This is a genomic window from Rhodoferax sp. LS1P39, assembly GCF_056521425.1.
In genome coordinates, this window is record NZ_JBWMAV010000001.1 from 57,524 (window position 1) to 70,963 (window position 13,440).

A 13,440-nucleotide genomic window follows, 5' to 3' on the forward strand; every position below is an offset into this window, starting at 1 on the left:
AGCTTCTTTTTTTATAGCAATCGCAATTACTGCCGCGCGTTGCGGATGTTGGCGGGCAGTGCGCCCGGGTGGCTGGTACGGAAAGGGTTGATGTCCAGCCCGCCGCGCCGCGTATAGCGGGCATAGACCGTGAGCTTGATGGGCTGGCAGCGGGTCCAGAGCTCCATGAAGATACGCTCCACGCACTGCTCGTGGAATTCGTTGTGGTTGCGGAAGCTCACCAGGTATTTCAGCAACCCGGCCTGGTCGATCTGCGGGCCGCTGTAGCTGATTTGCACGCTGCCCCAGTCGGGCTGGCCAGTGACCAAACAGTTGCTTTTCAACAGGTTGCTGGTCAGCACCTCGGACACCGGGGCCTCGTCCAGCGCGGCGCTGAGCAGGGTGGGGTCGGGGCTGTAGGTGTCAAAGTCCATGTCGAGCCGGTCCAGGCTCAGGCCGTCGAGCTCGTGCACCGGCTCCCGGTCGAACATCTCGGGCAGCAGGATGCGCACGCCCACCGTGCTGGGTGTCTCGCTGCCGCGCCAGGCGGCTTCGCTGATGTCGGTGCGGATGCGGGCCTGCACCGCAGCGGCATCGGCAAAGCGGGTGTTGTTGAAGCTGTTCAGGTAGAGCTTGAAGGACTTGCTCTCGATGATGTTGGGGGTTTCGCAGGGCACGGTGATGTGCGCCAGCGCCACCTGCGGCTTGCCGCGCAGGTTCAGCCAGCTCAGCTCGAACGCCGTCCACAAATCGGCTCCGAAAAACGGCGTGGTGCTGTCGGCCAGGCCGATTTCAGCACGCTTGGTGGCGCGCGGAATGGGGAACAGCAGCGATGCGTCGTATTGGTCAATGTAGGCCGAGGATTTGCCCAGCTGGGACTGGTCGGGGGTGTTAGCGCTGGTCATAGGGGTTTACTCTCTATTTGATAGCTGCTTACACCCACGGAATAAGCACAAGCAGCCCATTTGATCAATTAAATTCACGTTGGCGCAGCCACTTGGTGGCAATCCACTTTTCGCCCGCCAGCACCGGCGCGCCGCCGTGCAGGCTCTGGCTGCTGGGGTGGGGCCGGTCGTAGCTGAAGAACACGGCGTTACCGCGCTGCGGGGCCACTTCCAGCTGCACATCGGGGAACAGGGTGGCACCGCCCTGCTCTGGCGACTGCAGGTACAGGATCAAGGTGGCCACGCGCTGGCCGCCGCGCTGCAGGATGTGCGGCGTGCCGGGCTCCAACGGGTCGAAGTAGTCGTAGTGCGGCTTGTACTGCGCACCCGGCTGGTACTGCAGCACCTGCAGGCCTTCGCCGTGGGACTCGGGCCAGTGCAGCAGGCGGGCGATGCGGGCTTCGATGCGCTGCACCAGTGGGTTCTCGCCGCGCTGGAAAAACATGCCGTCGCTGGTGCGGTCCACGTGCACTTCTTCGCCGCCGCTTTGGGTTTCCACCGTGAGCGAGCGGCTCAGGCGCGGGCGGGCCAGCTCTACCAGCGCGGTGCATTCCTCGTCGCTGAGCAGGCCGCCCAGCACCACCAACCGGGGCTTGCGCAGCACCGACAACACAGCCACCTGGCGGTCGCCTGCGTCTAGCCACAGGGGCGCACCGTCCAGGGCGGGGCTGGGCACAGCGACCGCGTCGGGCCGGGCCCCCGGCGCGTGCTCCAGCAGATGCGCAGCCAGCGTGGCCTGCAGCGCGTCGGCGGCCACCGCCGCGTCCCAGCCCGATGCCAGCATGGAGGCCAGCACCACGTCCGGCTCAAACCCGGCCTCGGCCTGCTCGATGATCCATCGGCGCAGGGCGGGTGTCACGGTTTGCACGGGCGCGGCGGCACTAGGCATGGGCGGCTCCACTGCGGCGAAACACCAGCCGGTCGGGCTCGGAAGTGGCGGCATCAAAGCCGTAGCCTTCCAGGTTGAAGCCCTGCAGCTGCCCGGGCAGGCTGAGGCGCTGCTCGGCGGCAAACCGGGCCATCAGCCCGCGCGCGCGCTTGGCCATGAAGCTGATGACCTTGTACTGGCCATTGCTGCGCAGCTCTTCAAACACGCATTCGACCACCCGGGCCTTGAGCGCCTTGCGGTCCACCGCCTTGAAATACTCTTGCGAGGCCAGGTTCACCACCACCGGCGTGGCGTCATTGCGCAGGCGCTGGTTCAGGTAGTCAGAGATGCGGCTGCCCCAGAACTTGTACAGCGTGGCACCGTGCGGGTTGGCCAGGCGGGTGCCCATCTCCAGCCGGTAGGGCTGCATCCGGTCCAGCGGGCGCAGCACGCCGTACAGGCCGCTGAGGATGCACAGGTGCTCCTGTGTCCAGGCCAGCGCGTCGGCGGGCAAGGTGGCGGCGTTCAGCCCACCGTACACATCGCCATTGAAGGCCAGCACGGCCTGCTTGGAGTTCTTGGCGGTGAACTTCGGGCTCCAGGCCTGGTAGCGGGCCACGTTCAGGGCCGACAAGGCATCGCTGAGGTGCATCAGCTCAGAGATTTGCAGAGGCGACTTTTCGCGCAGAAGCGCAATCAACTCCGCCGATTGCGTGGTAAACAAGGGTTGGGTATGCGGCTGGCCCGCGGCGGGCGTTTCAAAATCCAGGGCCTTGGCAGGCGACAACAAAAACAACATGGGCAAACATCCTTTGCCGCCATTATCGGACGCAACACCAGGGGGGGATGCCGGGCCCGCACCCATGCCCAGCACCGCCGTACGGATGTAACAATCTGAAGGGAAGTGCTACGATCTTTGCATCCATCCAGGGAGCCCCCTCAGCGCTGAGTTGCCTTTATCCATCTGCGAAAAATGACATCTCTCTCCCGCCAACTGCTGAGGCGCGTGTTTGCGTGGTACCTGGTGCTGGTGCTGGCAAGTTCGGTGGTGCAGTTGTACGGGGTCTACCGGTCGATCAACCAGGACATCAGCGCCGAAATCGGCCACATCGAGGCCGCATTTGTGCCGGGCATCCAGCAGGCGGTCTGGAATTTTGATCCGCAGATGCTCGAAATGCTGGCGCGCGGCGCGGCCCGGGCCTCGGTGGTCACGGGGCTGGTGGTGGTGGACAAGAATGGCATGGTCCAGACCACCCAGGGGACGGTACCTTTGGCCGCCAACCAAAGCGCTCTGCCCTTTTGGCAACGCACGGCAGCGCACACCATCACCCTGCGCTCGCTGGATGCCGCCAACACCCGCAACTTTGACAGCATTGGCAGCATCCTCATCTACACCCATTTTTCGGTCATCGTCGAGCGGCTCACCGCCAGCCTGCTGGCCCTGGCCACCAATGCCGTGCTGGTGGGCCTGGGCCTGTGGGTGGTGCTGGCCTTGTCGATCAACCGGGTGCTGTCGCGCCCGCTGGTGGCCCTGACCCAGGCGGTCACCTCGCTGAACATGGCCGCAGACCCGTCCAAGTACCAGAACATCCACTATCCCGACAAAAACGAGCTGGGGGTCTTGGTGGCCGCCCTGAACAGCCTGTGGCTGCGCCTGCTGGAGGCCAAGGAGTCGCTGGAAGCCACGGTACACAGCCGCACCCTGGAGCTGCAGGCGACCAGCCAGCAACTGGCACTGCGGGCCGGGCAGCTGGAGCGCAACGCCGAGCAGTTGCGGCGCATTCTGGAAGACAGCCCGATTGCGGTGCGCATCCTGACGCTGGACAAGCAGTTTGTGTTTGCCAACAAGCGGTTTTACGACCTGTTCAATGGTGGTAGCACCAACATGTCCCGCTCCGACATGGAATATATCTACAAGAACAAGGAAGACTATTACGACCTGGCCCAGAAGATCCGCAGCTCGGGAACGGCCGGGCCGCCCCGTCTGCTGGAGTTCATCAAATCCGATGGTTCGACCTTCTGGTCCATGACCACGGTGGTAAAGGTCGATTACGACGACACCGCCTGCTCGCTGGGCTGGTTTTTTGATGTAACCGAGCTGCGCCAGGCCCGCGAAGCTGCCGAAGCCGCCGCCGAGGTCAAGGCCAACTTTCTGGCCAATATGAGCCACGAGATCCGCACCCCCATGAACGGCATCATCGGCCTGAGCCGCCTGGCGCTGCAAACCCCGCTAAATCCCAAGCAGCTGGACTACATCCAGAAGATCCAGAGCTCGGGCAACCATTTGCTCGGGATCATCAACGACATTCTGGATTTCTCCAAAATCGAGGCAGGCAAGCTCAATATTGAGAGCATCGACTTCTCGCTGGGCAGCATCCTGCACGACATCGCCGACATGATGGCCGAGAAGGTGCAGCTCAAGGGGCTGGAGTTTTCGGTGGATATCGACGGCAGCGTACCGCCCATGCTGGTGGGCGACCCCTTGCGGCTGCGGCAAATCTTGCTGAACTACTGCAACAACGCCCTCAAGTTCACCGAGACCGGCCACATCCGCCTGGTGGCGCGCGGCAAGAAGGCATCGGCCAACAGCGTGCTGCTGCGCTGCACCGTGGAAGACACCGGCATCGGCATGACACCGGCGCAGCAAAGCCAGCTGTTCCAAAGCTTCTCGCAGGTGGATGCATCCATCACCCGGCGCTTTGGCGGCACCGGGCTGGGGCTGGCGATTTGCAAGCACCTGGCCGGTTTGATGGGCGGCTCGGTGGGGCTGGATTCCACGCTGGGCCAGGGCAGCCGCTTCTGGTTTACCGCCCTGCTGGGGGTGGTCAACGCCCAGCCGCCTACCGGCCCGCACAGTGCGGCGTTCACCGAAGACAGCAGCCCCCCCAGCCTGGCGGCGCTGGCGGGTGCGCGCATCCTGCTGGTGGAAGACAACGAGATCAACCAGATGGTGGCCGCCGAACTGCTGCGCTCCACCGGCTTTGTGGTGGCCATTGCCGACAACGGGCAGATTGCGGTGGACATGGTGCAGGCCCAGCACTTTGACATCGTGCTGATGGACATGCAGATGCCGGTGATGGACGGCCTGAGCGCCACCCGTGCCATCCGCCAGATCCGCCGCCTGGACACCCTGCCCATCGTCGCCATGACCGCCAACGCCATGCAGCAGGATGCCGAGCGCTGCGCCGCCGCAGGCATGCAGGACTTTGTGACCAAACCGATCGAGCCCCAGCGCCTGTGGGCCGCCCTGGCGCGGTGGATCAAGCTGCCACTGGGTGTGCCGCCGCCGACCACCCCCATCCCGCCGCAGGTGACCGTACCGCCGCCCGAGCTGCCCGCCGTGCCCGGCCTGGACATGGCAGCAGGTCTGAACCGGGTGGCGGGTAACCGCACGCTGTACGCATCGCTGCTGCGCCGGTTTGCCAATGGCCAGAAGACCCTGGTGGCCGATCTGCAGGCGGCGCTGGATGCCGACGACTGGGCGCTGGCCGAGCGCCTGGCCCACACCGCCAAAGGGGTGGCGGCCAACATCGGGGCCGTGCAGATCCAGCAACTGGCGCAACCGCTGGAAGCGGCGATTGCTGCGCGCAGCCCGCGCGCGCAGATTGATGTGTATCTGCAGGCCATCCGCGCGCCGCTGCAAGACCTGGTGGATCACCTGGGTACGCAGAACGCGGCCACAGCGCCCACCCCACCTGCACTGTGGGATGCGCGCCAGGCCCGCCATCTGTGCGTGCAACTCGAAGCCTTGCTGCAAGACAGCGACGCCGACAGCCTCGTTTTTCTGCAACAGCACGCCAGCAGCCTGCGCCAGGTGCTGGGGGCGCAGTTTGAAGCCCTGCAGCGGGCCATCGAAGATTTTGATTTCGACGCGGCCACCCAGTGTTTACAACAGGGGCTGGAAGCGTAAGCTGTTGCCCATTGCCACCGACCCCAAGGAGCTCTCCATGCGCGTCCCATTGCTCACTCTGGCCCTGCTGGGCACGGCGGCTGCAGGGCATGCCGCAGTGCAGATGGCTACCTTTCCCATCCCGGTGCATGTGGAAAGCGACACCAAGGGCCTGTTTGTCGAACTGGTCCGCGAAGTGGCGAAACAGGCACAGACCGACATCCAGATCCAGGTCATGCCGCCGCCCCGGGCGGTGCAAGGCTTTTTGGGCGGCAGCTTTGGCGGCCTGTTTCCGGCGCTGGATGTCAATTTTTCCGCCCACCAGCCCATTGCCCGCACCAGCGAAGCCATCGACTGCAAGGAAGACTTTGTGTTCACCAAAAAGGGCAGCCCATTTCTGCAAACCCTGGCAGACCTGAAAGGCAAGCGCGTCGGCATCACGCGCGGCTACCCCTATGCACGCGAGGTCACCGACAGCACCACCTTCACGGTAGAGACAGCCAACACCGACGAGGCCAATATCCAGAAGCTGGTGGCCGGTTACCTGGAGGCTTTTGTGCTGGACGAAAAAACCGGTCTCAAGGCCTTTGAAAAGCTGGGCCTGGCGGCGCAGATGCAGTACGCGCCCAAGGTGCCGGTGTCGCGCCAGGAGGTGTACTACGCGTTCCAGAACACGGCCGAGGGCAAAGACCTGGCCGACAAGTTCTCACTGGCCCTGAAGAAAATGAAGCAGAGCGGCCAGTTCCAGAAGATCACCCAGGGCATCACCTTCGCCAACGGCTGCGCCAAATAGGCGCCTGCGTTACTTGCGGCTGCGCTTGTTCTGGTACATCAGTGCGTCGGCCTGGGACAGCAGGGCCTCGATAGGCGCATGGGTATCGGGTGCCACCGGCACAATGCCGTGGCTGCAGGCAATCGCGTAGCCACTGTTGCTGAACTGGTTGCGCCGGTCCAGAGCAGTCAGCAGGCGGTCCACGATGCCCCGGGCCAGGTCATGCGGGCAGTCAAACAACAGCACCACAAATTCGTCGCCGCCCAGGCGGGCCAGGATGTCGGCATCCCGAAAGCTGCGCCGCATCTGGTCGGAAAACGCCAGCAAGGCCTTGTCGCCCTCGGCGTGGCCAAAGTTGTCGTTGATGGCCTTGAACTTGTCCAGGTCAAAAAACACCAGCGCACACGGCAAGGCCTTGCGCGCCGCCAGGTGCAGCGCGTGCTGCGCCAGCGCCAGAAAGCCGCGCCGGTTGTGCAGGCGGGTCAACTCGTCCAGCGTGGCCAGCTGGTAGGTGGAAATCTCTTGCTCCACGATGGCGGCCAGGTCGCCCAGCAGCTGGATGTCGTCCTCGGCAAAGCTACGGGGTTGCGGATCCAGCAGGCACAAGGTGCCCAGCTTGCTGCCGTTCGTGGCCCGCAGCGGCCAGCCCGCATAAAACCGCACGTAGGGTGGACTGGTGACCAGCGGGTTGTCAAAAAACCGCAGGTCGCTTTTCGCATCGGGCACCAACAGCAGGCCGTCGCCCAAAATCGCATGGCCGCAAAAGGAAATGTCGCGGGGTGTCTCTTTCTCGTCCAGGCCCTGGGCCGACTTGAACCACTGGCGGTTCTCGTCCACCAGGCTGACCAGCGCAATCGACACGCCAAACATGCGTCGGGCCATGCGGGTGAGCCGGTCAAAGCGCTCCTCGGGTGCCGTGTCGAGCAGGTCGAGCGAACGCAAGGTGCCTAGCCGAAACGGCTCGTCGGGCGGGATGGCGGGCTTGATCATGGACGCTCCTGGCATAAACGTGGTCAAAGACACCGGAATACTAGTGGAGAGAGCATCGGCTGTCACAGGGAATTCACGCACAGCGCCTAGGCTAGTGCGCTGTTTCCACTGATCCAAAGTAATTCTCCATGTTCCGTTTTGCACTCTCCGCACTGACCCTTGCTGCACTCTGCACCACCGCCCAAGCCCAAACCGAAGTGACCGCCGTGCTGGCAGGCCACGCCGCCCTGCCCTCCAGCAGCACCGTGGCCGCGCCCACCGATGCCGGGCCGCTGTTTGCCACTGCAGGCAAATTCAGCGCGGGCAACCGCCAACGCACCGAGGCCCTGGGCACGGTGGCCGGGGTGACTTTTGTAGGCGACCCCAAATACCCGCGCAACTCGGGCGGCAGCCTGCCCATCCAGGGCCAGTCGGTACAGGGCTTCTCGGGCATTGTGTCGCTGGGAAAAGACCAGTTTCTGGCGCTCACCGACAACGGATTTGGCAGCAAGATCAACTCGCAAGACGCGCTGCTGATGGTCCACCACGTGCAGGCCGACTGGGCCAGCGGCACGGTCACGCGCACCCGCACCACCTTTTTGCACGACCCGGACCGCAAGGTGCCGTTCCACATCGGCAACGAAAACACTGCCACCCGCTACCTCACCGGCTCGGACTTCGACCCCGAATCCATCCAGGTGGTGGGCGGCGAATGGTGGATTGGCGACGAGTTTGGCCCCTACATCCTGCGCGTCACGCCCCAGGGCAAGGTGCTGGGCGTGGTGGAAACCATGGTGGGCGGCAAGCCTGCCCGCGGCCCCGACCACTATATGAACGGCCGCCTGCCCAACTACCCCGGCGATGCAGGCTTTGAAGTACGCCGCTCGGGCGGCTTCGAGCCCATGGCCCAGTCTGTGGATGGCAAAACCGTCTACCCGATGCTGGAATGGCCGATGTGGGATGCCCAGGCCAAAGCCCAGGAATCCCGCAACGGCAAGCCGTTCACCCGCATCCTGGAGCTGGACGTAGCCAGCCAGCGCTACAGTGACCGCCAGTGGAAATACCAGTTTGAAGCCGCAGGCAACGTGGCCGCCGACTTCCAGATGCTGACCGCCACCACCGGCCTGGTGATTGAGCGCGACGATGCCAGCGAAGGCGCAGGCCCCGGCTGCCCCAAAGCCCCGCGCACCGACTGCTTCACCCACCCGGCCAGCTTCAAGCGCGTCTACAAGATCGACATGGGCCAGCTGGATGCCGATGGCTTCGTCAAAAAGGTGGCCTTCATCGACCTGACCAAGATCAGCAACCCCAAGATGCTGGCCAGACGCGGCCCGAACGAAGCCAACTTTGTACTGCCCCACCTCGGCCCAGAGGGGCTGACCGTGGTGGATGCCCGCCACATCGTGCTGGTCAACGACAACAACTTCCCGTTCTCCTCAGGCCGCACCATCGGCCAGCCCGACGACAACGAACTGACGCTGCTGGACATCTCGGCCCTGGTGGACGCGAAGTAAACCGAGGCGGTGGCCGAGGCGGCCACCGCCCACTGCAGCCTAGCGCTTTAGCGCGCCATCCCAATGCTCGGCAATCTTGCCGCCTTCAATGCGGAACATGTCGAACCAGGTGGTGGTGTACTTTTGGGTCGCGTCCTTGGGGTCCGGGTACTCGCGCACAAAGCTCAGCGTGACCAGATCGCGCTCGGCCATGATGCTGACCAACGGGGCCTTGATGCGCGCATCGATAGGCTGGGGTCCGCCGAACTTGGAGAAGAACGCCACAAACGGCGCGCGGCCAGAAGCCACATTCGGGTTGTGCTGGATATACGACTCGGTCAGGTATTTATCGGCCAGGTCCATGTGCTTGGCTTCAAACACTTCCCGCCAAAAATCATAGACCAGGCGCTTGTTGGCTGCCAACTGCGGGTCGGCGCTGGCCAGCATGGTTGCGTGGTCGGGGTTGGCTTGCACGGCCTCTTGTGCCTGGCCCCAGAGCGGCAGGCACAAAGCCACGGCGGCGATCATCTTGCGCGGTAGATATTGCATATGCATTTTCATAAAGTGGTGGATGAACTCGCTCTGATGGGGACTGCGAAGGTTTGGTTCACTCCATCGCACGGCTCCACACTACGCGCCTAAATGCTTGCCTGCTAATTTTATGAAAAATAGGCCTCCAGCGCTTATTCAACCAGCACAAGCAGCTACCAATAATATAGCAACCACGAACCCATAACCCCTGCCCGGTAAAATCGCGCCCTCCCAGAAAGAACCCCCGATAGACCATGACCGACACCGCTTCCTCCGCTCCCGCCCAGCCCGGCTTGCAATCCCTGTCCAAATCCTTCGAACCCGCCGCGCTGGAAGCGCACTGGGGCCCGGAATGGGAGCGGCGCGGCTACGCCACGGCGGGCTACCGGGGCACGGGCCAGGCCCAGGCCGGTGTGGAGGCCTTCGCCATCCAGCTGCCGCCCCCCAACGTGACCGGCACGCTGCACATGGGCCACGCCTTCAACCAGACCATCATGGACAGCCTCACGCGCTACCACCGCATGCAGGGCCATAACACCGTGTGGGTGCCCGGCACCGACCACGCAGGCATTGCCACGCAAATCGTGGTGGAACGCCAGTTGCAAGAGCAAAAAGTCAGCCGCCACGACCTGGGCCGCAAGAACTTTGTGGAAAAAGTGTGGGAGTGGAAGGAAAAGAGCGGCAACACCATCACCACCCAAATGCGCCGCATGGGCGACAGCGTGGACTGGGAGCGCGAATACTTCACCATGGACCCCAAACTGTCCAAAACGGTGACCGAAACCTTTGTGCAGCTTTACCAGCAAGGCCTGATCTACCGCGGCAAGCGCCTGGTCAACTGGGACCCGGTGCTGCAAAGCGCGGTGAGTGACCTGGAAGTGGAGAGCGAGGAAGAAGACGGCCACATGTGGCACATCAGCTACCCCCTGGCCGACGGCTCGGGCGCGCTGACCGTGGCCACCACCCGCCCCGAAACCATGCTCGGCGACGTGGCCGTGATGGTGCACCCCGAGGACGAGCGCTACACCCACCTGATCGGCAAGATGGTGACGCTGCCTTTGTGCAACCGCGAAATCCCGGTGATTGCCGACGACTACGTGGACAAAGCCTTTGGCACCGGCGTGGTCAAGGTCACGCCCGCGCACGACCAGAACGATTACGCCGTGGGCCAGCGCCACAAGCTGCCGATGGTTTGCGTGCTGACGCTGGATGCCAAGATCAACGAAAACGCTCCCACCGCCTACCAGGGCCTGGACCGCTTCGTGGCCCGCAAAAAGATCGTCGCCGACCTGACCGAACTCGGCCTGCTGGTTGAGACCAAGAAGCACAAGCTGATGGTGCCCCGCTGCACCCGCACCGGCCAGGTGATCGAACCCATGCTGACCGACCAGTGGTTTGTTTCCATGACCAAACCCGGCCCCACCGGCACCAGCATTGCGCAAGGCGCCATCGACGCGGTGCAATCTGGCGAGGTGCAGTTCATACCCGAAAACTGGGTCAACACCTACAACCAGTGGATGAACAACATCCAGGACTGGTGCATCAGCCGCCAGCTCTGGTGGGGCCACCAGATTCCGGCCTGGTACGACGAAGACGGCAAGGTCTACGTGGCCCGCAACGAAGAAGAAGCGCAGGCGCAAGCTCCCGGCAAAACCTTGAAGCGCGACGAAGACGTGCTGGACACCTGGTACTCGTCCGCCCTGGTGCCCTTCAGCACCATGGGCTGGCCCGAGAAAACGCAAGACTTCGACCTGTACCTGCCCTCCAGCGTGCTGGTCACCGGCTACGACATCATCTTCTTCTGGGTGGCCCGGATGATCATGATGACCAAGCACTTCACCGGCCAGGTGCCGTTCAAGCACGTCTACATGCACGGCCTGGTGCGCGATGCGCAGGGCAAGAAGATGAGCAAGTCCGAAGGCAATGTGCTGGACCCGGTGGACCTGATCGACGGCATCGCCCTGGCACCCTTGCTGGACAAACGCACCGTAGGCCTGCGCAAGCCCGAAACCGCACCCACCGTGCGCAAGAACACCGAAAAAGAGTTCCCCGAAGGCATCCCCGCCTTTGGTGCCGACGCGCTGCGCTTCACCTTTGCGTCGCTGGCTTCGCTGGGCCGCAACATCAACTTCGACAGCAAGCGCTGCGAGGGCTACCGCAACTTCTGCAACAAGCTGTGGAACGCCACCCGCTTCGTGCTGATGCAGTGCGAGGGCCAGGACTGCGGCGTGGCCGAGCACACGCCCGCCGAATGCGGCCCCGGCGGCTATCTGGACTTCAGCCAGGCCGACCGCTGGATCGTCTCCAAGCTGCAGCAGGCCGAGGCCGAAGTGGCCAAGGGCTTCACCGACTACCGCCTGGACCTGGTGGCCAACACCATTTACGACTTTGCCTGGAACGAGTTCTGCGACTGGTACCTGGAAATCGCCAAGGTGCAGATCAACACCGGCAGCGACGCGCAAAAGCGCGCCACCCGCCGCACCCTGATCCGCACGCTGGAGGTCCTGCTGCGCCTGGCGCACCCGCTGATTCCGTTCATCACCGAAGAGCTGTGGCAGAAGGTGGCGCCCGTGGCCGGTCGTGCGGGTGAATCCATCAGCATCGCCGCCTACCCCGTGAGCCAACCCGAGCGCATCGACGAGGCCGCCATTGCGCACATCACCAAGCTCAAGGGCCTGGTCGATGCCTGCCGCAACCTGCGTGGCGAAATGAATGTGTCACCCGCCACCCGCATGCCGCTGTACTGCGTGGGCGATGCGGCCTTCATGCAAGCCGTGGCACCGGTGCTGCAGTCCCTGGCCAAGCTGAGCGAGGTCAAGCTGTTTGACGATGAAGCCGCCTGGCAAGCCGCCGCGCAAGCCGCGCCCACCGTGGTGGCCGGTGACGCGCGCCTGTGCCTGCACATGGAGATCGACGTGGAAGCCGAGAAAGCCCGTCTGGGCAAGGAAGCGGCGCGTCTGGAAGGCGAAATCGCCAAGGCGCACAACAAGCTGAGCAACGAAGCCTTTGTGGCCAAGGCACCGCCCGCCGTGATCGCCCTGGAGCGTGGCCGCATCACCGACTTTGGCGCGACGCTGGAGCGCTTGAAAGAGCAACTGGCCCGTCTGGGCTAAGCGCCTGTCTTACTCCCTCCCCCTCCGGGGGAGGGCCGGGGTGGGGGCTTGCCCCTACCGGCGGCGCAGCACGTGGATGTAGTCCGCGCCTGCGGTCTGCTGGTCCACCAGTTCATTGCCGGTTTGCTTGGCAAAGGCCTGGAAGTCGCGCACCGAGCCCGCGTCGGTAGACACCACCTTGAGCAGCTGGCCGCTTTGCATGTCGGTCAGCGCCTTTTTGGCCTTCAGGATGGGCAGCGGGCAGTTCAGGCCGCGGGTGTCGATTTCTTTGTCTGTCTGCATGGGGCGGGTGTCCTAGGATGGGTTTTGATTTTAGTGGCTGGCACTCTCAACCGGGTTGGGCAGCATGGGCTCCATGAACTGCGGCTCAAAGCCGCGCCCGCGCAAGAAATCCGCCATCGCATAGCCGGTTCCGGCGGGCCAGCATTTCACATCGGCCAGGTCGTAGAGCCGGTAGTCCACCAGCTCGGGCGACAGGCGCACCTCGCCATGGGCCACCGCGTGGTAGACGATCAGCACCTGGTTCATGCGCTGAAAGTCGTACACGCCCACCAGGTTCAGCGCCGAGGTCTGCAGGTTGGTTTCTTCCAGAATCTCGCGGGCCATGCCCTCTTGGGGCGATTCGCCCGCCTCCATGAAGCCGGTGATCAGCGCGTACATGGTATTGGTCCAGGCCGCGTTGCGGGCCAGCAGGATCTGCCCGCCGTATTCCACGATCGCCCCCAGCACCGGCGTGGGGTTGTTCCAGTGCGTGAAATCGCAGGCAGGGCAGCGCAGCCGCTGCTGGGGGCCACCGTCTTCCAGCTGGCTGATCAGGGCCAGCGGCGTGGCGCACTGGGGGCAAAACTTGAAGGCGGAGGGCATGGAGAAGAAATTCGCTCT

The 13,440-nt window shown here is 63.8% G+C and carries 11 protein-coding genes; 4 read left to right on the forward strand and 7 right to left on the reverse strand.

Annotated features, from left to right (window positions below; translation table 11 throughout):
• Positions 1-26 precede the first annotated feature (26 nt).
• The 3 genes from queF to yaaA all read right to left on the reverse strand — a co-directional run bounded on the left by queF (position 27) and on the right by yaaA (position 2,590).
• Positions 27-884, reverse strand: coding sequence for an NADPH-dependent 7-cyano-7-deazaguanine reductase QueF (gene queF / locus AC097O_RS00200; protein ID WP_479590660.1), 858 nt, complete (start codon positions 882-884; stop codon positions 27-29).
• Between the two features lie 64 nt (positions 885-948).
• Complete coding sequence (locus AC097O_RS00205; protein ID WP_479590662.1) at positions 949-1,812, reverse strand: 2OG-Fe(II) oxygenase; 864 nt, start codon at positions 1,810-1,812, stop codon at positions 949-951.
• A complete protein-coding gene (gene yaaA, locus AC097O_RS00210) occupies positions 1,805-2,590 on the reverse strand; it encodes a peroxide stress protein YaaA (RefSeq protein WP_479590664.1) in 786 nt (261 codons plus the stop codon). The genes AC097O_RS00205 and yaaA overlap by 8 nt, the downstream gene beginning before the upstream one ends.
• A 174-nt stretch (positions 2,591-2,764) precedes the next feature.
• On the opposite strand from yaaA, the gene AC097O_RS00215 reads away from it, so the two are divergent.
• Positions 2,765-5,701, forward strand: a complete 2,937-nt coding sequence (locus tag AC097O_RS00215) for a hybrid sensor histidine kinase/response regulator (protein ID WP_479590667.1) — start codon at positions 2,765-2,767, stop codon at positions 5,699-5,701.
• A 37-nt stretch (positions 5,702-5,738) separates the two neighbouring features.
• Complete coding sequence (locus AC097O_RS00220) at positions 5,739-6,473, forward strand: substrate-binding periplasmic protein (protein ID WP_479590669.1); 735 nt, start codon at positions 5,739-5,741, stop codon at positions 6,471-6,473.
• Positions 6,474-6,482: 9 nt separating this feature from the next.
• Here the strand turns inward: AC097O_RS00220 and AC097O_RS00225 are convergent, their stop codons facing one another.
• A complete protein-coding gene (locus tag AC097O_RS00225) occupies positions 6,483-7,442 on the reverse strand; it encodes a GGDEF domain-containing protein (RefSeq protein WP_479590671.1) in 960 nt (319 codons plus the stop codon).
• 128 nt (positions 7,443-7,570) lie between these two features.
• Between AC097O_RS00225 and AC097O_RS00230 the strand changes: the two genes are divergently transcribed.
• Positions 7,571-8,935 (forward strand): esterase-like activity of phytase family protein, encoded by a 1,365-nt coding sequence (locus AC097O_RS00230; RefSeq protein WP_479590673.1) that lies wholly within the window; start codon positions 7,571-7,573, stop codon positions 8,933-8,935.
• 39 nt (positions 8,936-8,974) lie between these two features.
• Here the strand turns inward: AC097O_RS00230 and AC097O_RS00235 are convergent, their stop codons facing one another.
• Complete coding sequence (locus AC097O_RS00235) at positions 8,975-9,463, reverse strand: nuclear transport factor 2 family protein (RefSeq protein ID WP_479590675.1); 489 nt, start codon at positions 9,461-9,463, stop codon at positions 8,975-8,977.
• Between the two features lie 236 nt (positions 9,464-9,699).
• Between AC097O_RS00235 and AC097O_RS00240 the strand changes: the two genes are divergently transcribed.
• Complete coding sequence (locus AC097O_RS00240) at positions 9,700-12,558, forward strand: valine--tRNA ligase (RefSeq protein ID WP_479590677.1); 2,859 nt, start codon at positions 9,700-9,702, stop codon at positions 12,556-12,558.
• A 54-nt stretch (positions 12,559-12,612) separates the two neighbouring features.
• On the opposite strand, the gene AC097O_RS00245 is transcribed toward AC097O_RS00240, so the two are convergent.
• Positions 12,613-12,840, reverse strand: coding sequence for a sulfurtransferase TusA family protein (locus AC097O_RS00245; protein WP_315186712.1), 228 nt, complete (start codon positions 12,838-12,840; stop codon positions 12,613-12,615).
• Between the two features lie 30 nt (positions 12,841-12,870).
• Complete coding sequence (locus AC097O_RS00250) at positions 12,871-13,422, reverse strand: NUDIX hydrolase (protein ID WP_479590680.1); 552 nt, start codon at positions 13,420-13,422, stop codon at positions 12,871-12,873.
• Positions 13,423-13,440 lie beyond the last annotated feature (18 nt).

Excerpts from the sequence above, each read along its gene's own strand:
- queF (WP_479590660.1), bottom strand. The coding sequence starts at position 884 with ATGACCAGCGCTAACACCCCCGACCAGTCCCAGCTGGGCAAATCCTCG.
- AC097O_RS00225 (WP_479590671.1), bottom strand. The coding sequence starts at position 7,442 with ATGATCAAGCCCGCCATCCCGCCCGACGAGCCGTTTCGGCTAGGCACC.
- AC097O_RS00240 (WP_479590677.1), top strand. The coding sequence starts at position 9,700 with ATGACCGACACCGCTTCCTCCGCTCCCGCCCAGCCCGGCTTGCAATCC.
- AC097O_RS00230 (WP_479590673.1), top strand. The coding sequence starts at position 7,571 with ATGTTCCGTTTTGCACTCTCCGCACTGACCCTTGCTGCACTCTGCACC.
- AC097O_RS00245 (WP_315186712.1), bottom strand. The coding sequence starts at position 12,840 with ATGCAGACAGACAAAGAAATCGACACCCGCGGCCTGAACTGCCCGCTG.
- AC097O_RS00215 (WP_479590667.1), top strand. The coding sequence starts at position 2,765 with ATGACATCTCTCTCCCGCCAACTGCTGAGGCGCGTGTTTGCGTGGTAC.
- yaaA (WP_479590664.1), bottom strand. The coding sequence starts at position 2,590 with ATGTTGTTTTTGTTGTCGCCTGCCAAGGCCCTGGATTTTGAAACGCCC.
- AC097O_RS00250 (WP_479590680.1), bottom strand. The coding sequence starts at position 13,422 with ATGCCCTCCGCCTTCAAGTTTTGCCCCCAGTGCGCCACGCCGCTGGCC.
- AC097O_RS00205 (WP_479590662.1), bottom strand. The coding sequence starts at position 1,812 with ATGCCTAGTGCCGCCGCGCCCGTGCAAACCGTGACACCCGCCCTGCGC.
- AC097O_RS00220 (WP_479590669.1), top strand. The coding sequence starts at position 5,739 with ATGCGCGTCCCATTGCTCACTCTGGCCCTGCTGGGCACGGCGGCTGCA.
- AC097O_RS00235 (WP_479590675.1), bottom strand. The coding sequence starts at position 9,463 with ATGCAATATCTACCGCGCAAGATGATCGCCGCCGTGGCTTTGTGCCTG.